At 71.9% G+C, this 18,482-nt stretch carries 17 protein-coding genes and 1 tRNA gene; 14 read left to right on the top strand and 4 right to left on the bottom strand.

The window, feature by feature from the left end; translation table 11 throughout:
* Positions 1-9 precede the first annotated feature (9 nt).
* Positions 10-480, bottom strand: coding sequence for a Dps family protein (locus ACWDGI_RS11330; RefSeq protein WP_450757721.1), 471 nt, complete (start codon positions 478-480; stop codon positions 10-12).
* Positions 481-765: 285 nt separating this feature from the next.
* Here ACWDGI_RS11330 and ACWDGI_RS11335 point away from each other — a divergent pair, with 285 nt between their 5' ends.
* The 5 genes from ACWDGI_RS11335 to ACWDGI_RS11355 all read left to right on the top strand — a co-directional run bounded on the left by ACWDGI_RS11335 (position 766) and on the right by ACWDGI_RS11355 (position 3,134).
* Positions 766-1,539 (top strand): sulfite exporter TauE/SafE family protein, encoded by a 774-nt coding sequence (locus ACWDGI_RS11335; protein WP_450757723.1) that lies wholly within the window; start codon positions 766-768, stop codon positions 1,537-1,539.
* A 103-nt stretch (positions 1,540-1,642) separates the two neighbouring features.
* Positions 1,643-1,807 (top strand): 50S ribosomal protein L33, encoded by a 165-nt coding sequence (gene rpmG / locus ACWDGI_RS11340; protein ID WP_362560808.1) that lies wholly within the window; start codon positions 1,643-1,645, stop codon positions 1,805-1,807.
* A 70-nt stretch (positions 1,808-1,877) separates the two neighbouring features.
* Positions 1,878-2,138 (top strand): type B 50S ribosomal protein L31, encoded by a 261-nt coding sequence (locus ACWDGI_RS11345; protein WP_450757725.1) that lies wholly within the window; start codon positions 1,878-1,880, stop codon positions 2,136-2,138.
* Positions 2,139-2,173: 35 nt separating this feature from the next.
* Complete coding sequence (ykgO, locus tag ACWDGI_RS11350) at positions 2,174-2,296, top strand: type B 50S ribosomal protein L36 (protein WP_093497747.1); 123 nt, start codon at positions 2,174-2,176, stop codon at positions 2,294-2,296.
* 91 nt (positions 2,297-2,387) lie between these two features.
* A complete protein-coding gene (locus ACWDGI_RS11355) occupies positions 2,388-3,134 on the top strand; it encodes a cobalt-precorrin-6A reductase (protein WP_450757727.1) in 747 nt (248 codons plus the stop codon).
* A gap of 140 nt (positions 3,135-3,274) precedes the next feature.
* On the opposite strand, the gene cobF is transcribed toward ACWDGI_RS11355, so the two are convergent.
* Together cobF and ACWDGI_RS11365 are read right to left on the bottom strand one after the other, a co-directional pair.
* Positions 3,275-4,057 carry a precorrin-6A synthase (deacetylating) gene (cobF, locus tag ACWDGI_RS11360; RefSeq protein ID WP_450757729.1) on the bottom strand — a complete coding sequence of 261 codons (783 nt, stop codon included), beginning with the start codon at positions 4,055-4,057 and terminating at the stop codon, positions 3,275-3,277.
* A 44-nt stretch (positions 4,058-4,101) separates the two neighbouring features.
* The gene (locus ACWDGI_RS11365; RefSeq protein ID WP_450757731.1) at positions 4,102-4,620 is read right to left on the bottom strand and encodes a DUF309 domain-containing protein; all 519 of its coding nucleotides are present in this window, start codon (positions 4,618-4,620) and stop codon (positions 4,102-4,104) included.
* A 103-nt stretch (positions 4,621-4,723) separates the two neighbouring features.
* Here ACWDGI_RS11365 and ACWDGI_RS11370 point away from each other — a divergent pair.
* The 3 genes from ACWDGI_RS11370 (at position 4,724) to ACWDGI_RS11380 (ending at position 5,866) form a co-directional block, all read left to right on the top strand.
* Positions 4,724-4,797 (top strand) — tRNA-Pro (locus ACWDGI_RS11370).
* 124 nt (positions 4,798-4,921) lie between these two features.
* Entirely contained in the window at positions 4,922-5,284 is a 363-nt protein-coding gene (locus ACWDGI_RS11375) for a hypothetical protein (protein WP_450757733.1), read from the top strand.
* Positions 5,285-5,317: 33 nt separating this feature from the next.
* The gene (locus tag ACWDGI_RS11380; protein WP_450757734.1) at positions 5,318-5,866 is read left to right on the top strand and encodes a hypothetical protein; all 549 of its coding nucleotides are present in this window, start codon (positions 5,318-5,320) and stop codon (positions 5,864-5,866) included.
* A 173-nt stretch (positions 5,867-6,039) separates the two neighbouring features.
* Here ACWDGI_RS11380 and ACWDGI_RS11385 read toward each other — a convergent pair whose 3' ends face one another.
* Complete coding sequence (locus ACWDGI_RS11385; protein ID WP_450757735.1) at positions 6,040-10,113, bottom strand: discoidin domain-containing protein; 4,074 nt, start codon at positions 10,111-10,113, stop codon at positions 6,040-6,042.
* A gap of 286 nt (positions 10,114-10,399) precedes the next feature.
* On the opposite strand from ACWDGI_RS11385, the gene ACWDGI_RS11390 reads away from it, so the two are divergent.
* Genes ACWDGI_RS11390 through ACWDGI_RS11415 form a run of 6 tightly spaced genes read left to right on the top strand, consistent with a single transcriptional unit; the run spans position 10,400 to position 18,462 of the window.
* Positions 10,400-12,514, top strand: a complete 2,115-nt coding sequence (locus tag ACWDGI_RS11390) for a glycoside hydrolase family 27 protein (protein ID WP_450758466.1) — start codon at positions 10,400-10,402, stop codon at positions 12,512-12,514.
* Between the two features lie 14 nt (positions 12,515-12,528).
* A complete protein-coding gene (locus tag ACWDGI_RS11395; RefSeq protein ID WP_450757737.1) occupies positions 12,529-13,818 on the top strand; it encodes an ABC transporter substrate-binding protein in 1,290 nt (429 codons plus the stop codon).
* Position 13,819: 1 nt separating this feature from the next.
* The gene (locus ACWDGI_RS11400) at positions 13,820-14,758 is read left to right on the top strand and encodes a carbohydrate ABC transporter permease (protein ID WP_450757739.1); all 939 of its coding nucleotides are present in this window, start codon (positions 13,820-13,822) and stop codon (positions 14,756-14,758) included.
* Entirely contained in the window at positions 14,758-15,606 is an 849-nt protein-coding gene (locus ACWDGI_RS11405) for a carbohydrate ABC transporter permease (protein ID WP_450757741.1), read from the top strand. Before ACWDGI_RS11400 ends, ACWDGI_RS11405 begins: the two co-directional genes overlap by 1 nt.
* Complete coding sequence (locus ACWDGI_RS11410; protein ID WP_450757743.1) at positions 15,603-17,648, top strand: alpha-galactosidase; 2,046 nt, start codon at positions 15,603-15,605, stop codon at positions 17,646-17,648. The genes ACWDGI_RS11405 and ACWDGI_RS11410 overlap by 4 nt, the downstream gene beginning before the upstream one ends.
* Before the next feature lie 40 nt (positions 17,649-17,688).
* Positions 17,689-18,462, top strand: a complete 774-nt coding sequence (locus ACWDGI_RS11415; protein ID WP_450757745.1) for an SDR family NAD(P)-dependent oxidoreductase — start codon at positions 17,689-17,691, stop codon at positions 18,460-18,462.
* Positions 18,463-18,482 lie beyond the last annotated feature (20 nt).

The following is an 18,482-nucleotide window of genomic DNA, read 5'->3' on the forward strand; positions in this document are numbered from 1 at the left end:
TCCCGGATATCAGTTGTTCTCGGCCGCGAACATCCAGCGCTGCTTCTCCAGGTCGGCGGTGACGGAGATCAGCAGGTCCTGGGTGACCGGGTCGGCCTCGTCGGTCGCGGCGATCCGCTCGCGCAGCCGCCCGATCGCCGCCTCCAGCGTCCGCACCATCAGGTCGACGACCTCGTCGTCCCGGAGCCAGCCGTCCTTCGTGCCGGGCAGCGAGAAGGCCGCGGCGATCGTCTCCGGGCGGCCGTCCGGCGCCACGCCCAGCGCGGCGGCACGCTCCGCGACGGTGTCGGAGTAGGTGCGCGCGGTGGCGACCACCTCGTCGAGCTGCAGATGGATCGAACGGAACCGGGGCCCCACGATGTTCCAGTGCGCCTGCTTCCCGATCAGCGACAGCCCGAGCAGATCCACCAGGGTCTCCTGGAGGGCGGTCCCGGTGACCCGGAGCGCTCCTTCGGCCAGCGTGCTCTTCACCACGGTCATGCGTGCGATTCCCTTCGTCGTGCTGTGGTCGCCGATCGGGTGCCCGTGCCGGGCAGGCGCAAACGGGAGGGGCCTTCGTGCCGCGGCGGTCCGCACCGCTCAGAGGGCTGTGGGCCCGCGGGTCGGTCGACCGCTCAGAGGGCTGTGGGCCCGCGGGTCGGTCGACCGCGCAAGAACCACGAGCCCGCAGGTCGGTCGACCGCTCAGAGGGCCGCGGGCCCGCAGGTCGGTCGGTGGGACGGCCCCTACCGGATCGGCTTGTCCGGACATAACATCGGTCCCCGCATGAACACCATGACCCTCTGGCACATATCCGGCTGGGAGTTCGCCGCCCTGGCCCTCGCCGCGCTGCTCGTCGGCTTCTCCAAGACCGCCGTCAGCGGGGCCAACACCGTCAGCCTCGCCGTCTTCGCCGCGATCCTCCCGGCCCGCGCCTCCACCGGCGTCCTGCTCCCGATCCTGATCGCGGGCGACGTACTGGCCGTCGCCACCTACCGCAGGCACGCCCACTGGCCCACGCTGTGGCGGCTGTTCCCCGCGGTCGCGGCCGGCGTGGTGATCGGCACGCTGTTCCTGGTGTGGGCCGACGACCAGATCGTACGGACCTCGATCGGCGCGATCCTGCTGCTGATGGCCGGTGTCACCCTGTGGCGGCGCCGCAGGGCCGACCGCCCCGACGACCCGGACGCGGTCACCACCCGGGCGGGCCGGGTGAAGGCCGGTTCGTACGGCGTCCTCGGCGGCTTCACCACGATGGTCGCCAACGCGGGCGGCCCGGTGATGTCGATGTACCTGCTGTCGGCGGGCTTCCGCAAGCTCGGCTTCCTGGGCACCTCGGCGTTCTTCTTCCTGATCGTGAACGTCACCAAGGTCCCCTTCAGCGCCGGTCTCGGGCTGATCGACGGCCGTTCACTGCTGCTCGACGCCGCGCTCGTGGTCTTCGTCGTGCCCGGCGCGCTGTTCGGCAAGTGGGCGGTGAACCGGATCAACCAGCGGTTGTTCGAGCAGCTGGTCATCGCGGCGACGATCGTCGGCGGCCTCCAGCTGCTCCTGCGCTAGCCCGTCCGGCACCCGGGAATGCGACCGGGGGAGTCGTTGTTACAGCCATCGTGATTGACATGCTCGGATCAGTGATCCCGGGTGTGGGCGAAGGGAGAACCTCATGGCACGCAGTACCGCGCGTCCCGTCGTCAGGCTGAGGTCGACGGCCGGGACCGGAGTCACCTATGTGACCCGCAAGAACCGCCGCAACGACCCCGACCGGCTGGTCCTGCGCAAGTACGACCCGGTGGCCGGCGCGCACGTGGACTTCCGCGAAGAGCGCTGAACCGCCGAGAACGACCGGGCCCGAACCCTCCGGAACCACCACCGGAGCGAGGCCCCAGGAAGGAAACCCCATGAAGTCCCGCATCCATCCCGACTCCCGGCTCGTCGTCTTCCGTGACCGGGCCGCGGACGTCGCGTTCCTGACCCGTTCCACCGCCGACTCGTCCCGGACGGTCGAGTGGGAGGACGGCAACACGTACCCGGTGATCGACGTCGAGGTCTCGTCCGCGTCGCACCCCTTCTACACCGGCAGGACCAGGGTCCTGGACAGCGCCGGCCGGGTGGAGCGCTTCGAGCGCCGCTACGGCCGTACCGCCGCCGCCCGCGGCTGAACCGGCCCGGCGACCCACACGAGGAGAGCAGACCCATGAAGGTACGCAATTCCCTGCGTTCACTGAAGGCCAAGCCCGGCGCCCAGGTGGTCCGCCGGCGCGGCGTGGTCTACGTGATCAACAAGAAGGACCCCCGCTTCAAGGCCCGCCAGGGCTGACGGGAGTCGCTTCCCACGACGGCCGCCCGGCCCCGCGCCGGGCGGCCGTCCCGCGTCCCGGCCCCGCCGGCGGGCCCCGTACGCTCGCCCCATGTCCGCGCACGTCCTCATCCTCGGCGGCACCACCGAGGCCCGCGAACTGGCCGCCGCGCTCGCCGCGCGCCCCGGTGTCCGTGTCACGACCTCCTTGGCGGGGCGCGTCTCCCGACCGGGCGCGCTGCCCGGCGAGGTGCGGATCGGAGGCTTCGGCGGGGCGGAAGGCCTCGCCGACTGGCTGCGCGAACAACGCGTGGACGCCCTCGTGGACGCCACCCACCCCTTCGCCGAGACGATCACCGCGAACGCGGCCGTGGCCGCGGCCCGGACCGGTGTCGCGGCCCTCGTCCTGCGCCGCCCGGGCTGGCGCCCCGGCCCCGGGGACCGCTGGCACCCGGTCGCGTCCCTGCCCGCCGCCGCCGACCTGCTGCCGCGCTTCGGCCCAAGGGTCCTCCTGACCACCGGACGGCTGGGCCTGTCCGCCTTCGCCCACCTGACCGGCCGGCACTTCGTCGTGCGCTCGGTGGAGCCCCCCGAGCCCCCGGTGCCCCCGCACACCGAAGTGCTGCTGGCCCGCGGGCCGTTCACGGTGGCCGACGAGACCGCGCTGCTGCGCGAGAACCTGATCGACGTCCTGGTCACGAAGGACAGCGGGGGAGCGGCGACGGCCGCCAAGCTCACGGCGGCACGCGAGCTGGCCCTGCCGGTGGTCGTCGTACGGCGGCCACCGCTGCCGGCGGGGGTGAAGGCGGTGCCCGACGTCGCGGCCGCACTGGACCGGCTGGGGCTCGGCCCGGCGTGACGGCGGGGCCCGAGTCCGGGGCCCGGCCCGGCGTTACCGCCGGGTCCCGGGTCCGGCCGCGGGCGAAACCCACCGACCCCGACCGGGACCTCGGAGGTGACCGTGGCCGTGTGGGCCGTCGCCGGCCGAGGGCGTACCGCTCAGCCCTCCTTCGGAACCTCCGGGTGGCGGCGCAGCAGATAGGTGTCCATGATCCATCCCTTGCGCTCCCGCGCCTCGGACCGCAGCCGTTCGATGCGCGGACCGGCCTCGGCGATCGGACCGGAGACCAGGATCTCGTCGGGGGTGCCGATGTAGGCGCCCCAGTAGATGTCGATGTCCTGGTCCGCGTACTGCCGGAAGGCCTGGTGCGCGTCGAGCATCACGACCACGTCGTCCACGCCGTCCGGGAGCCCCTCGGCGAGCCGCCGGCCGGTGGTGATCTGCACCGGCCGGGCCACCCGGTTCAGCCCGGTGCGGTGCCGGGCCACCAGCGCCGAGACACTGCTGATCCCCGGCACCACGTCGTACTCGAACGCCACCGCGCCGCGGGCCAGCACCTCTTCGAGGATCGCCAGCGTGCTGTCGTACAACGAGGAATCGCCCCACACCAGGAAGGCGCCGGTCTGCCCGGCGCCGAGCTCCTCGCGGATCAGCCGCTCGTAGATGTCCGCGCGGGCGCTGCGCCAGTCCCCGACGGCCGGCGAGTACGCCCCGCCGCTCGCACCCCGGTCCCGGTCCGGGTCCCGCGCCTCGACCAGCCGGTAGCCGCCGTCCGGTATGTGCGTGTCGAGCATGTCCCGGCGCAGCCGGGTGAGGTCGCTCTTGACCTCGCCCTTGTCGAGGAGGAAGAACACGTCCGTGCTCTGCAGCGCCCGGACCGCCTGGAGGGTGAGCTGGTCGGGGTCGCCCGCGCCGATACCGATGACATGAATCTTTCGCACGCCCCGAGTCTGCCGCATCCCACTGACAGCGGGTCACCCCGGTGCTACCGGGTGCCGCGCAGCCGCGGTGCCTCGACCCCGGCCTCGACCCTCCCGGCGCCGCTCTCCACCCGCCCGGCCAGCTCGCGCGCCCACGCGGCGAGCCCGTCGAGCTCCATCCCGTGCGGCCGCCGGACCCCGCTGCCGCCCGCCCACTCCTCGACCGCGCCCGCGCCGCGCCGCAGCAGCCGCGCCCCGCCGGTCACGTTCCCCCGGGCCGCGTGCGTGAGCCCCACGGCCAGTTGGGCCAGCCCCCGCCACAGCGTCCGCTCCTCCTCCGGCCCCGACTTCCAGGCGTCCTCGAACACCTCGTGCGCGTGGAAGGGCTTCCCGGCGTCGAGCAGCGCCTGCGCCTCGGCGACCGTCTCGGCCGGGGTCCGTACGACCCCCTCGGCCTGCCGCTCGACGCCCGGCGCGCCGTACGGCAGCGGCCGCCCCAGCCCGTCCCGCGGCCGAGCGCTGCGTGCCCGCCCCTCGGCGTCCCGGTCCCGTGCCCCTGCTCCGGCGTCTCCCATACGGCCCATACGACCGATTGTCCCCCGTCCTGGCGCCCTCTTTCGGTCCGCCCGGGGACGTGGGGTAAAGTGCTGTCCGCGTGATCACGCGGTTCACCGCGAGTGAGCGCACCGGGACGTGGCGCAGCTTGGTAGCGCACTTGACTGGGGGTCAAGGGGTCGCAGGTTCAAATCCTGTCGTCCCGACTGGAGACAGTCGCAGGTCAGGGCCGGTTTCGGAGTCATCCGAAACCGGCCTTTGATTTTGCCGACGCTTGCGCTGCGCGGTCCGTCGGACGGACCTGGACCTCGTGCACCGACCAATGACCGGGTGTCGAGCGTCTTCGACACCTACGTCCAGCAGGGTGAGACCGTCGACTGGTCCAGTGACGTCGAGCTGGACCTGGGCAACCCCGGCACGACGAACGCCGACGGCACCCCGCGGATCGCGCGGTCCTTCATCACCTGGAACACCGCGCCCATCAGCGACTCGCTCGTGTCGAACGCCAAGCTGTCGCTGTGGAACTTCCACTCCGGCAACACCGACTGCAACCCGCACTCCTGGGACGTGTGGGACGCGGGCAAGGCGTCGACGTCCTCCCGGTGGGCCTCTCCCAACCAGCCCGCGTGGAACCAGAAGATGGCCACGTCCACCGAGACCAAGGGGTGTGTCCTTCGACTGGCGGCGCGGTGACGCCGACGCCTGGACCCCGGTGGCCGCCGGGACGTGACCGTCGGCGGACAGGCGCTGACCTCGCGGGCTGCCGCACTCCTCCTACCCACCGCCTTCCTCGGCGCCTGTTCCGTCATCGGCGGCGAGAGCTGCGACGGCACGAAGGACGAACTCGAGCGCCTGGCGGCACAGCCGCTGCTCGACGCGGCACCCGCCCACGCCAAGGCACCCTCCAACTACCCCGACCTGGGCATAACCACCGCCTGCGACGACGACAGCAGCGGACAGTCCTGGCTGCACGCCGACCACATCTACGCCTTCGCAGGCGACAACTCGGAGGTCATCGACCACTACACCAAGGCAGCCGCCGCGGCCGGCCGGCGGTTCGAGCAAGACCCGGACCCCGCGGCCACGGCCCCCGAAGTGGAGGGCGCCTGCTGGACCAGGACCGAGAAGGGCCGACACCTGCTGCTCACCGTCGACTTCCGTACCGGCGCGTACTCGCCCGCACCCGAAGTGGGCACGGGAATCGCCTACGAGGTGTCGATCGGCACCACACCGGACGGAAACAACGACGACAACGAATCCACCTGCTGGCACTAGTACTCCAGCAGCACTTTGACGTCTTCCCTGGTCAGAAGCGTTCTGCTCGAGTGCAGAGGGCTGAGGGAGGCCTTCCGTGCGCCCGGCACGGGCCACGACCGCCCGCCCCGGCTCTGGCCCGAGACCATCGGCGCCGTCGTGGCCCGCACCGGCTGAGGCGAGGGCCCCGGTGGCTACGGTGCCGTGGACCGGGGCACGTTGTGACCCTCGACGCGCACGCTCGGCTGTGAGAGCGGCACGTCGGCCGGCCAGGAGGCGGTGACCGTCCGTGATTCGCCGGGCAGCAGCCACAGGTAGTTGTCGCTGTAGAGCGTGGGCAGGACCCGGTGTCCGGAGCGGGCGTCGCGGAGCGAGACGCGGAGCATGGCCGCGACGGACGAACCGCGGTTGGTCAATCGGGCGGTGACCGTGTGCCGCTGTTTCCTCGCATCCCGGTCCGTGCCGGTGATGTCGACCGAGACCCGCGTCCGGTGCAGCCGGTTCAGGGCCCGCATGGCCTCCGGAGCGCGGTAGCGCCAGTAGGTGTTCTCCGAGAGGAGCGTGTTCCGCGCGTCCGTGAGACGCAGACGCAGCAGGTGGAGGTCCGGCAGCCCGTCATCGTCGCCGGCGGTGAACGCGGTCGTGGCGGCGGACGGCGCGAGGTCGACGGTCGCGCGCTGCTCGGGGGCGATCTGGTGGCCGGAGAGGTCGTACCGGCGCGCCACGACCGTCGCGCCGCTGATCGGCCGCGCGGTGTGGTTGACGGCGAGTACTCTGCCGTCGACGGGACCTGCCTGCACATGGACGGGCTCGGCGGCCTTGCGGGCACCGTAGTAGGCGCCGTTGACGTCGAAGTCGTAGTCGTAGGTCTGCCACACCGTGCTGTACCAGGCGGGATGCGACATCCACAGCATCAGTCCGCTCGCGTCGTCCCAGAGCCGGTCGTTCCAGGCCTCGAACATGGCGCGGAAGTTCTCGTAGTTGACGAACTGCGCCTTGCCGCAGAAGTCGTCCAGGTCCGTCGCCGCGCCCAGCCGTGACTCGATGGCGGCCCGGTAGTTCTGCGGGGCCTGGTTCCCCTTGGTGCTCCAGTCGTGGTAGTACCAGGCGCCGCCGACGGGCCACTCCGGCTCGTCGCCGACGAGGTTGCGCATCGTCTCCGCGGCGGGCACGACCGGCATGCCGATCTCCGTGTGGAACCCGAAGGTCCCGCCGCCGTAGGTCGCGGCGGAGTAGTAGCGCTCCGGCTCGACCCAGCCGTAGGGGCCGCCACCGGAGACGATCCCGGCCGCCGAGTTGTTCTGGTAGAGGACGGCCGGCGCCTCCGCCCGGACCGCGGCCCGCATGCCGTCGTCCACCGGGCCGGGCGGGTTGCCCTCGTTGGCGCCGCACCACACGGCCACGCTCGGGTGGATGCGGTAGCGCCGTACGGTGTCCTGGGCCATGTCGAGGAAGAGCTTGTGGTCCGGCGGGTCCATGCCCCAGGCGTTGGGGAAGTCGTTCCACACGAGCAGACCGTGTTCGTCGCAGGCGGCGTAGAACTCCTCGCGGTCGGAGCAGCCCACCCAGTTGCGGATCATGGTGAAGTTCATGTCGCGGTGCATGCGCACGGCCGCGTCCATGCGGGTGGCGGGCATCCGCCGCAGCAACTCGTCCCAGCCCCAGTTGCCGCCGCGGCAGAACACCCGGACGCCGTTGACGCTGATCTTCAGCGGCACGGTGGAGTTGTCGACGGACTCGACGTCCTTCCAGTCGGAGCCGTTGTCGGAGACCTGGATCGTGAACGTCCTCGCATAGGCCTGCTCCCACAGCAGCAGCACCCGGTCGAACCGCACCGGCGAGCCCAGGTCGACCTGGATCCACTGGTCGTCCTCATAGGCCGAGGACCAGCGGGTGTCGGGATTCCCGTCCACCGCCTGGGCGGCCCGGGTCCCGTCGCTCTCGGAGGAGGCGGTGGCCTCCTTGCGCAGGGCGAGGTCGGTGCCCGGCGCACCGCTGTCCACGACGGACAGGCTCCACAGCGACGAGCCCCAACTGGTCGCCCGGGTACGGCAGAACACCCGCACGTACCGGGCCGTCGCCGCGGTCAGCTCGACGGTCTGCAGGCTCGCGGCGCCGGACGTCCGGAACGGGAGCGGGACCGCCGTGTTGTCGACGCTGCGCACATCGGTCCACTCGGTGCCGTCGGCGGAGGCCTGGACGGTGTACGTCCCGGCGTACGCCCGCTCCCAGGTGACGACGACGCGGTCGAAGGCGACCTGGGACCCCAGGTCGACCTGGATCCACTGGTCGTCCTCGAAGGCCGAGGACCAACGGGTGCCGGCGTCCCCGTCGGTGGCGTTGCCCGGTGCGTTCCCGGGATCGTCGACGGAGGAGGCGGTGGCCTCCCGGTGCAGGGCCAGGTCGTTCGTCGGCACGGAGCTGTCCAGCACGGCCAGGCTCCACATGGACGAGCCCCACTCCGTCGCGCGGGTGCGGCACAGGACGCGCACGTACCGTGCCGTGCGCCGGGTGAAGTCCACGGTCTGCGCGTACGCGTCGCTGCCCGTCTGGAAGGTCAGCGGCACCTCGTACGCGTAGCCGAACTGGCGTATCCCGAAGCGGGTGGTGCGCCGGTCGCTCTCCACGCCGTCCAGGGAGGCGGTCAGCGTCAGCCGGTGCAGGGTCGGTTCGCCGTAGCCGTTGGGCCACCACAACTCAGGGTTCTTCAGGCGGAGTTGGGAGTACTCGGCCGGGGTGAAGACGACGTCGGTGCTCTCGCCTTCGGCCACGGTGACCGTCCGTGTCACCCGCACCTTCCCGAAGGCCGCCGCGACGGTGATCCGCGTGGCGCCGGTGCCGGCGTTGCGCACCGGGACCACCACGGTCAGCTCCGCCGTGCCGGTGTCGGGCAGGTCGGGCAGCGCGGTGTCCACCCGCGGGTCGCCGAGGACCGCCGCGCCGGTGGAGCGCAGCCGTACGTGGTTCCAGATGCCGGCCGCCCGGTCCCGTACCGCGGGCATCCAGTCCCAGCCCGAAGAGGCCAGGTAGGTCGGCGAGTTGCGGTTCATCATGTTCGCGCCCGCGTCCACGAACGCCAGCCCCGCCGGGCCCTTGTCCCCGGGGCTGCCGGGGAACGGCATCGGGGTGATCCGGACGGCGAGGGCCTGCTCGCCGTCGCCGAGCAGCCCGGTGACGTCGTGGGCGGCACGGGCGAAGGGGGAGGTGACGTCGCCGACCCGGGCGCCGTTGAGCCAGACCTCGGCCTTGTGGTTGATCCCGTCGAACTCCAGCCAGACATGACGTCCCGAGCCGGTGCGCAGACCCTTGGGGAGACGGAACTCGCGGCGGTACCACCAGGAGTGCCGGGAGAGCGCCTCCGGGACGTGGAGGTTGCCGAAGCCGGCCACCGGGTCGGGCAGCCGGCCCTGCTCCACCAGCGAGCCCAGCACGGTGCCGGGGACCGTGGCCGGCAGCCAGCGGCTGGTGTCGACCGACGGCCTGGACAGCGCGGCACCGTCCCCGCCCGCCCGGTCGTCCGTCGTCAGGTCCCAGCCGGACTCCAGCGGAACCGTGCCGTCCGTGTCGACCCGCAGCGGTTCGGGGGTGCGGCGGTGGGTCTCCCAGTCCGTCCAGCCGGTCACCTCGGGGCGCGCGGTGCGGCAGGTGCCGTACACCTGGAGGCCGTTGAGGCCCAGCGGGTTGCTGTTGGAGCGCTTGTGGACCGTCATGCGTACCCAGCGCGCGGTGGCGGGCTCGGCCAGGGCGATCTCCATGATCCCGCCGGTGCCGGAATCGGTGCGGTACACCGTGGTCCAGGACCGGTGGTCGGTGGAGGTCTCGACGACGAAGCCGACCGCGCAGCTCGACAGGATCTCCTGCCCGGTGGTGTTGTCCCGGGGGCTGCCGCTCGGTGACTCGGTGAACGGCGGATCGTCCGCGGTCGCCTCGAAGACGAGCCGGAGCGACTCCACCCGGCACTGCGCCTGGAGGTCGACGGAGATCCACTGCGGATCGCCCGCCGCGGCCCGCCATCCGGTGCCCCGGACGCCGACGGTGTCGAGCCCGTCCACGGCGAACTCCGCGGGCGTGGGCGCGTAGTCGGTGGAGGACACCGACACCGGCCGGTAGGCGGCGAGTTCGCCTCGTGAGGCAGCCGGGTGCGGCTGTCCGGATCCCGCCGTGGCGGCGGTGGCGAGCGGGCCGGCACCGAGCCCGAAGCCGGCCAGCAGAGTGGTGCCGGCGGACAGAACGGCACGACGGGAGGGCGAGGTTGACTGATCCGACATGGACGAGCGCTCCGATCGGGGGAGTTCGAAGAACGGCACTGCCGGGGACACCAGGTGATGACAACGTTGCCAGGGCGTATGACAACGTTGCCGAACACTGCACCGCCGCAATGACCCTGTCAAGGTCCTGCGATCGCTTCCCTCTGGCTTCTATTAAATTAGTAATTAATCTTGACAGTGTTTCGGCCACAGGCCACAGTCATCGCCGTGACGTCGTAGGCCTCTGCCGCGGAGCGGCCCGCGTCACGTTCTCCTGCATCCCACTCCCCGGGAGAGGTACGTGACTTTGCACCCGCCCGTACACAGGCCCACGCACCACCGGTTCACCCGGCCCGCACTCGCGGCCGCGATCGCGGCGGTCCTGGCCGCCACCGTGACCCCCGACGCCGTCGCCGGGACGGCCGTCGACCAGGGCGCACCCGACTCCTACGACAGCGGCCTCGCGCCGACTCCCTACATGGGATGGAACACCTACTACGGACTGGGCGCGCCCACCGAGAAGGAGGTGCGCTCCGTCGCCGACCGGCTGGTGAGCAGCGGTCTGCGTGACAGCGGATACGACATCGTGTGGCTGGACGGCGGCTGGCAGGCCGACAACCCGCGTGACGCGCAAGGGCGGTTGACGGCCAACCCGGACCGCTTCCCGTCCGGCATCCCGGCCCTCGTCTCCTACCTGCACAAGCGCGGACTGCGGGCCGGCATCTACACCGACGGCGGCACCTACGACGGCGGCAAGAGCTGCGGCCTCGGCAGCCGTGGGTACTACGACCAGGACGCACGGCAGTTCGCGAGCTGGAAGATCGACGCGATCAAGGTCGACTTCCTCTGCGGGATCGGCGCGAAGCTCGATCCGGGGCCCGCCTACAAGGAGTTCAGCGACGCGGTCGCCAAGTCCGGCCGCAAGATGCTGCTGAACCTCTGCAACCCGCTCACCGACGACTGGGGCCTGCCGCACACCCCCGAGCAGGACGCCCACAACACCTACGTCTACGCCCCGGCGATCGCCGACTCCTGGCGCACCGGAACCGACATCGCCTGGGGCACCCCGAGCCCCGGCGAGTGGCCCAACATCCTGCGCAACATGGACGCCAACGCCTGGCACCCCGAGGCGCAGGGCCCCGGCCACTACAACGACCCGGACTACCTCATCCCCATGCGGAAGATGACCGACGGGTCGTACGAGCTGACGCAGGAGGAGTCCACCAGCCAGTTCGTGATGTGGGCCGAGATGGGCTCGCCGCTGGTGCTCGGCTCCGACCCGCGGACGCTCTCCGACTCCATGCTCGCGACCCTGCGCAACCCGGAGATCATCGCCGTGGACCAGGACCCCCTCGCCGTCCAGGGCGTGCGGGTCGCCACCGACTCGGTCGGTGACGTCTACAGCAAGGTGCTCAGCGGGCGCGGACAGCGCGCGGTCGTCCTGCTCAACCGGTCCGACCAGGCCGCCCAGCGCACCGTGCAGTTCTCGGACACCGGCCTCGGCGGTCCGGTGCGCGTCCGTGACCTGCGGGCACGTGCCGACCGGGGCACCCACTCCGGGTCGTACACCGTCGAGGTGCCCGCGCACGGCACCGCGTTCCTGAAGCTCACCGGCGCCGACGCCCTGCCGGGGACCGACCTGGGCGTGACGGCCACGGCGAGCCCGGCCGTGACGAGCGGTGGCGCCACGTTCTTCCGCGGGCCGCACGGCTCGCTCGTCGAGAAGGCGGACGGCGGGGCGCGGGACCTCGGCGGTCCGGTCCGGGGCGGGATCCTCGGCCAGCCCGCCGTGTACGCCTCCGCCGGCGGCCGGATCGACGTCTTCGTACGCGGCGCCGACTCCCGGGCCTACCGGCGGGTCTACGCCGACGGCCGCTGGGGGCACTGGCAGTCCCTGGGCGGGCAGTTGACCGACGCCCCCTCCGTCGCCTTCACCGACCCCGCGCACTGGACGCTGTTCGCGCGCGGCACCGACGGCACGGTCGTCCAGCGCGGGCCGGCGTCCGGCTGGTCCTCGCTCGGCGCGCCCGGCGACCGGCAGGTGTACGGCCGCCCGTCCGCCGTCGTCGACGCGCAGGGGAGCGTCCACGTAGCCGTACGCACCGCCTCCGACGACGTGTGGACGCGGACCCGGGACACCTCGGGCCAGTGGTCGGACTGGGCCGCCCTCGGCGGGACCGTCAGCGGCAGCCCGACACTGGTCGCCGCCGGGGACGCGGTGCTGCTGTACGTGCGGGCCGCCGACTACACCCTCTGGCAGCAGCGGTACAGCGACGGCGCCTGGCAGGGCTGGAGCAAACGGCAGGAGTTCCCGAGCGCGGCCTTCGACGGCGCACTCGGCGCGACCGCCGGCCCGGACGGAAGCGTCGACGCGGTGTTCCGGGGCGTCGACGGCCACGTGTACCGCACCCGACTCAAGTGACTGAGGAAACAACCATGGCCAACCAACAGCCCAGCCGACGCCGGTTCCTCGCCGGACTCGGGGCCGCCGGGACAGCGGCCCTGCTCAGCGGCTGCGTCACCGACACCTCCTCCGCCAAGGGCTCCTCGAAGGGTGCGGTGACCCTCCAGTCCAACCTGTCCGCCCCGCAGGCCAAGGCCGCCATGGAGGACCTGGTCGCGGCGTACGGGAAGAAGGGGTCCGGCAGGGCGAGTCTCAACACGGTCGCCGCCGAGACCTTCCGCACCCAGCTGCCGACCTACCTCACCTCGGCCAACCCGCCGGACGTGTACACCTGGTACCCCGGCTCGGTGGCGGACGCCTACGCGAAGAAGAACCTGCTGCTCGACCTCGACGAGGTGTGGGCCTCCTCGCCCGACCTCAAGCGCTACTCCAAGGCGCTGAACACGCTCTGCACCGCGAGCTCCGGCAAGAAGGTCTTCGTGCCCAACACCTACTACTGGTGGGGCATGTTCTACCGGAAGTCCCACTTCGCCAAGTGGGGCGTGAGCGAGCCCAAGAGCTGGGACGACTTCCTGGACCTGTGCGACAAGCTCAAGCGCAAGGGCGTCGCGCCGATCGGGCTCGGCGCGGGCGGCAACACCCCCTGGGTCGCGTCGGCCTGGTTCGACTACCTGGACATCCGGATCAACGGCGCCCGGTACCACCGTGAACTCCTCGCCGGAAAGCACCGGTTCGACGACCCCGAGGTGCGCAAGGTCTTCGACCGCTGGCAGGAGCTGCTGCCGTACTTCGACCCGAACGGCACCGCCCTCGCCTTCCAGGACGCGACGACCGCCCTGCTGGGCGGCAAGACCGGCATGATGCTCATCGGCACCTTCTTCGCCGACTCGGCGCCCAAGAGCGCCCTGGACGACATCGACTTCTTCCGCTTCCCCGTCATCGACTCCAAGGTCCCGCTGGCCGAGGAGGCGCCCGTCGACGGCTACTTCGCCAGCGCCCGCACCGGCCGTGGCGACCAGGTCCGCGACCTGATGAGCTATCTCGCCACGGCCGAGGCCCAGGAGATCTACATCAAGGGCTCCTCCGGCACCGTGCTGCCCTGCAACCCGGACGCCAAGGACGCCGGCACCGCGCTGGTGAAGAAGGGCCGCGCGCACGTCGACGCGGCCGCCGAGATCACCCAGTTCTTCAACCGGGACTCCAGCGACGCCCTCCAGCCCACCGCGGACACGGCGCTCACCAAGTTCTTCGCCAAGCCCAAGTCGGTCGGGAGCATCCTGACCGACTGGCAGCGGGACGCCGAGAAGATCTGGAACGCCTGAGATGGCCGTCCTGACCGCGCCCGACCGGAAGTCCCCGGCCCGCCCGCCCGCCCGTACGCGGCGGGCGGGCCGGGGGCCCCGGCGCACCCCGCCCCTGGTCCTCGCCTTCGTCCTGGTCCCGCTCCTGGCCGAGGCCGTGTGGGTGTTCTGGCCCGCCCTGCAGGGCTTCTACCTCGCCCTCACCAAGTGGGACGGCGTCTCCGCGCCGCAGTTCGTCGGCCTGGACAACTTCCGGGAGATGGCCCACGACGACGTCTTCCGCAGCGCGGCCGGCCACACCGTGCTGTGGCTGGTCCTGTTCGGCGGCCTGTCCGCCGTACTGGGCCTGGCCGCGGCGCTGTTCCTCCAGCAGGAGCGGCGCGGGATCGGCTTCTACCGGGCCGCGCTGTTCCTGCCGGTGGTCTTCTCCCTGGTCGCCACCGCCCTCGTCTGGCAGGCGATCTACCAACCCGACGGCGTGCTCAACCAGGTGCTGCAGGGCGTCGGCCTCGGCAGCCTCCGGCACGCCTGGCTCGCCGACCAGGACACCGCCCTGTACGCGGTGATCGTGCCCGCGCTGTGGCGGCAGATCGGCTACGTCATGGTGCTGTATCTCGCCGGCCTCAAGGGCATCGACCCGGCGCTCTACGAGGCCGCCAGGGTCGACGGCGCGAGCGCCCTGCAGCGCTTCCGGCACGTGACCCTGCCCCAACTGCGCAGTGTCAACGCGGTCGTGCTGTCCGTCATCGTCATCGACTCGCTGCGCTCCTTCGACGTCGTCTGGTCGCTCACCCGCGGCGGCCCCTACCACTCGTCCGAACTGCTGAGCACCTACATGTACTCGACCGCCTTCCAGTCGCTGCGACTCGGCTACGGCTCCGCCCTGGCCGTCGTCATCTTCGTCCTCGCCTTCGGGGTCATCGCCTCCTATCTCGTCCGCGCCTTCCGGGAGGCCGACTGATGTCCGCCGACTCGACGGCACAGCGCCGCCGGCGGGCCGCCACCGCCGGATTCCACCTGGGCGCCGGTGCGCTGGCCGTGCTGTGGCTGCTGCCCATCGTCCTGGTCCTGGTCACCAGCCTGCGTACCTTCGACGACATCGCCGCCCACGGCCTGGGCAGCTGGCCGCACTCCTTCACCCTCGGCAACTTCGGGCAGGCCTGGACCGACGGCGGCCAGCAGCGCGCGCTGATCAACAGCCTGCTGGTGACGGTCCCCAGTGTCCTGGTGACCCTCGCCCTCGCCGCGATGGCCGCGTTCGCCCTCAGCCGCTACGAACTCCCCTTCCGGCGCTCCCTGTTGCTCCTGATGCTCGGCGGCAACCTGCTCCCGCCGCAGATCCTGCTCATCCCGGTGTCCAAGCTGAGCGAGGTGATGGGCGTCTACGACACCCTGCCCGCCCTCATCGGCGTGCAGATCGGCTTCGGCGTCGGCTTCTACGTCTTCGTCCTGCACGGGTTCATGCGGTCGATCCCGGTGGAGATCCAGCAGGCGGCGGTCGTCGACGGCGCCGGGCCGTGGCAGATCTTCTGGCGGATCATCCTCCCGCTCACCCGGCCCGCCCTGGCCGCCCTCAGCGCCCTGTCCTTCACCTGGATCTTCAACGACCTGCTCTGGGCGATCACCGTCCTGCGCAGCGACACCAAGATGCCGATCACCGCGGCCCTCATCGGACTCCAGGGCCAGTACGTGTCGATGTGGAACGTGATCGCCGCCGGATCGGTCATCGCCGCCGCGCCCACGGTCGCCGTGTTCCTGCGCTTCCAGCGGCACTTCGTGGCCGGACTCAACCTCGGAGCGGTCAAGTGACCTACCAACGCTGGACCTTGCGCACGGAGCACACCGCCTACACCGTCCGCCTCTCTCCGGACGGCCCGTGGGCCGAGCTCGACGCCTGGGGTCCGCTCGGCGTCGAGGACGGGCCGTCCGCCCTCGACTGGTCCCACCGCACCCACTTCATCACCCCCGCCGACGCCGCCCCGGCCGAGTACCTGCCGTACGGACTGCGGCCGTTCACCGGCTCCGAGCTGGTCGCCGGGGCGGAGCGGGGCGTGTGGTGGGAGTTCGACGGCGCGGAGGAGACGGAGGGCGCGCTGCGGCTCGCCTTCACCGACCGGTCGATCGGGCTGCGTACGGTCCTGTGCTACGAGACCGTGCCGGGCACCGATGTGATCCTGCGCTGGGCCGAGTTCACCGCCGCCGGGGAGCTCCGCCTGGAACGGCTCGACTCGGCCGCCGTCAACATCCCGGTGGCCGGCGAGGCCCGGCTGACATACCTCTGCGGGCAGTGGTCGCAGGAGTTCCAGCTCACCCGACTCGACCTGGCCCGGGGCACGTTCACCATCGGCAGCCTCCAGGGCGCCCCGGGACACGCGTACGCGCCCTGGCTGGCCGTGCAGAGCGGGGACGCGGCCTACGGCATCGCCCTCGAATGGTCCGGCAACTGGCACATCACGGCGGAGGCCGAGCCCGGCGGTGCCGTGCGGGTCCGCGCCGGCCGGGTCCCGCACGAGGGCGCCGTCCTCATGGCCCCGGGGGAGACCCTCGCGACCCCCCGTCTCGCCTGCGCGTTCAGCCCGGACGGCCTCGACGGCCTGTCCCGGGTCTGGCACCGCTACGAGCGCCGGCTCACCGGCGACCGGCTGCACCGCCCCCGCAAGGTGCTCTACAACTCCTGGGAGGCCACCGGCTTCGACGTCGACGCGGCCGGACAGCTGGAGCTGGCCAAGGCGGCCGCGGACATCGGCGCCGAGCTGTTCGTCGTGGACGACGGCTGGTTCACCGGCCGCGCCGACGACACCGGGGGACTGGGCGACTGGTATCCGGACCCGGAGGCGTTCCCGGAGGGCTTCGACCGGTTCGTGCGGGACGTCCGCGCCCTCGGCCTGGACTTCGGGCTGTGGGTCGAACCGGAGGCGGTCAGCCCCGGCAGCCGGCTGTACGCCGAACACCCCGAGTGGGTCTACCGCGTCGACGGCCGCCCGTCCCGGCTGGTCCGCAACCAGCTGCTCCTCGACCTGGGCCGCACCGACGTCCAGGAGTTCGTCATCGGCACCCTGGACCGGCTGCTCGGCGACTACGACATCGGCTACCTCAAGTGGGACATGAACCGCCCGCCCACCGAGCGCGGCCGCCCCGGGGCCGGCCCCGCCGACCTGGACGCCGAGCACGTCGCCGGATACCTGCGCGTCCTCGACCACCTGCGCACCGCACACCCCGACGTCACCGTCGAGGGCTGCGCAGGGGGCGGCGGCCGGATCGAGCACGCCACGGTCGCCCGTACGGACGTCGTCTGGCCCAGCGACAACACCGCGCCCCTGGACCGGCTGCGCATCCAGCACGGCTTCCTGCACGCCCACGCGCCGCACGTCATGAGCTCCTGGGTCACCGACGCCCCCGGCATCTTCGACCCGCGCCCGCGCAGCCTCGCCTTCCGGTTCGTCAACGCGATGTGCGGGGTCCTGGGGATCGGCGCCGACCTGCGCGCCTGGACCCCCGGTCAGCAGGCCGAGGCCGCCCGGTGGATCGCCCGCTACAAGGAGGTCCGGGACGTCGTCCACCACGGCGAGGCCCGGCTGCTCGGCACCCCGGACGACACCAGCTGCGGAGTGCAGTACGACCACGGTGACCGTACCGTCGTCGCCGCGCTCTCCACCGGCCGCCTCGACGGCGCACCGCTGCTGCCCGGCCGCCCCGACCGGCTCCGGCTGCGGGGCCTGGACCCGGCGGCGCGCTACCGGGACACGGCGACCGGAACGACGTACAGCGGAGCCCATCTGCTCCACTACGGCCTGCCGTTCGCCTGGAGTGCCGATCACGATGCGGACCTGGTGGTGCTGACCCGCCGGTAGGACGCATATGTTTCCAGCAGCTCACCCTCTAAGGAGCCCGATGGACCAGTCCGTACCACGGTACGGTGCCCGCTTCACCGGCCGTACCGCCGTGGTGACCGGTGCCGCCTCCGGCATCGGCGCCGCCACCGCAGAACGCCTCGCCCGCGAGGAGGCCGCCGTCGTCCTCGTCGACATCGCGGACGAACGCGGGCAGGCCGTGGTGGACGGGATCACCAAAGACGGCGGACGCGCCTGTTACGTGCACGCCGACGTCGCCGCCGAGGACGACTGGGCCCGGATCGTCACCGCCGCCCACGCCTACGGCCCGGTCGACGTGCTCGTCAGCAACGCCTACACCGTCGACGTCGCGCCGGCGCACGAGATGTCGGCCGAGTCCTGGCAGCGGCAGCTCGCCGTCAACCTCACCGCGAGCTTCCTCGGCTTCAAGGCGGTCCTGCCCGACCTGCAGGCCGGCCGCGGGGCCGTGGTTCTCACCTCCTCGGTGCACGCCCACGCCGGCATTCCCGGACACCCCGCCTACGCGGCGGCCAAGGGCGCCCTGCTCTCCCTGTGCGGGCAGCTCGCCGTCGAGTACGGGCCCGAGGTACGCGTCAACGCGGTGCTGCCCGGGCCGATCCTGACCGGCGCCTGGGACGGGGTGACACCCGAGGAGCGGGAGCGCAGCGTCGCGCAGACCGCCGCCCGCCGGTTCGGCACACCCGAGGAGGTGGCCGCGGCGATCGCTTTCCTCTGCGCCGACGAGGCCTCCTTCGTCACCGGGTCCAGGCTGGTCGTGGACGGCGGCTGGAGTGTCGTGAAGGACTCCGTGTGAGCGCCGCCGAACCACGTCGT

It is taken from the genome of Streptomyces sp. NPDC001220, assembly GCF_053597895.1.

What these genes read in the sequence shown, in the direction of transcription:
- ACWDGI_RS11405 (WP_450757741.1), top strand. Translation starts at nt 14,758, where the DNA reads ATGTCCGCCGACTCGACGGCACAGCGCCGCCGGCGGGCCGCCACCGCC.
- ACWDGI_RS11400 (WP_450757739.1), top strand. Translation starts at nt 13,820, where the DNA reads ATGGCCGTCCTGACCGCGCCCGACCGGAAGTCCCCGGCCCGCCCGCCC.
- ACWDGI_RS11330 (WP_450757721.1), bottom strand. Translation starts at nt 480, where the DNA reads ATGACCGTGGTGAAGAGCACGCTGGCCGAAGGAGCGCTCCGGGTCACC.
- ACWDGI_RS11395 (WP_450757737.1), top strand. Translation starts at nt 12,529, where the DNA reads ATGGCCAACCAACAGCCCAGCCGACGCCGGTTCCTCGCCGGACTCGGG.
- ykgO (WP_093497747.1), top strand. Translation starts at nt 2,174, where the DNA reads ATGAAGGTACGCAATTCCCTGCGTTCACTGAAGGCCAAGCCCGGCGCC.
- ACWDGI_RS11415 (WP_450757745.1), top strand. Translation starts at nt 17,689, where the DNA reads ATGGACCAGTCCGTACCACGGTACGGTGCCCGCTTCACCGGCCGTACC.
- ACWDGI_RS11335 (WP_450757723.1), top strand. Translation starts at nt 766, where the DNA reads ATGAACACCATGACCCTCTGGCACATATCCGGCTGGGAGTTCGCCGCC.
- ACWDGI_RS11355 (WP_450757727.1), top strand. Translation starts at nt 2,388, where the DNA reads ATGTCCGCGCACGTCCTCATCCTCGGCGGCACCACCGAGGCCCGCGAA.
- ACWDGI_RS11345 (WP_450757725.1), top strand. Translation starts at nt 1,878, where the DNA reads ATGAAGTCCCGCATCCATCCCGACTCCCGGCTCGTCGTCTTCCGTGAC.
- ACWDGI_RS11385 (WP_450757735.1), bottom strand. Translation starts at nt 10,113, where the DNA reads ATGTCGGATCAGTCAACCTCGCCCTCCCGTCGTGCCGTTCTGTCCGCC.
- rpmG (WP_362560808.1), top strand. Translation starts at nt 1,643, where the DNA reads ATGGCACGCAGTACCGCGCGTCCCGTCGTCAGGCTGAGGTCGACGGCC.
- ACWDGI_RS11365 (WP_450757731.1), bottom strand. Translation starts at nt 4,620, where the DNA reads ATGGGCCGTATGGGAGACGCCGGAGCAGGGGCACGGGACCGGGACGCC.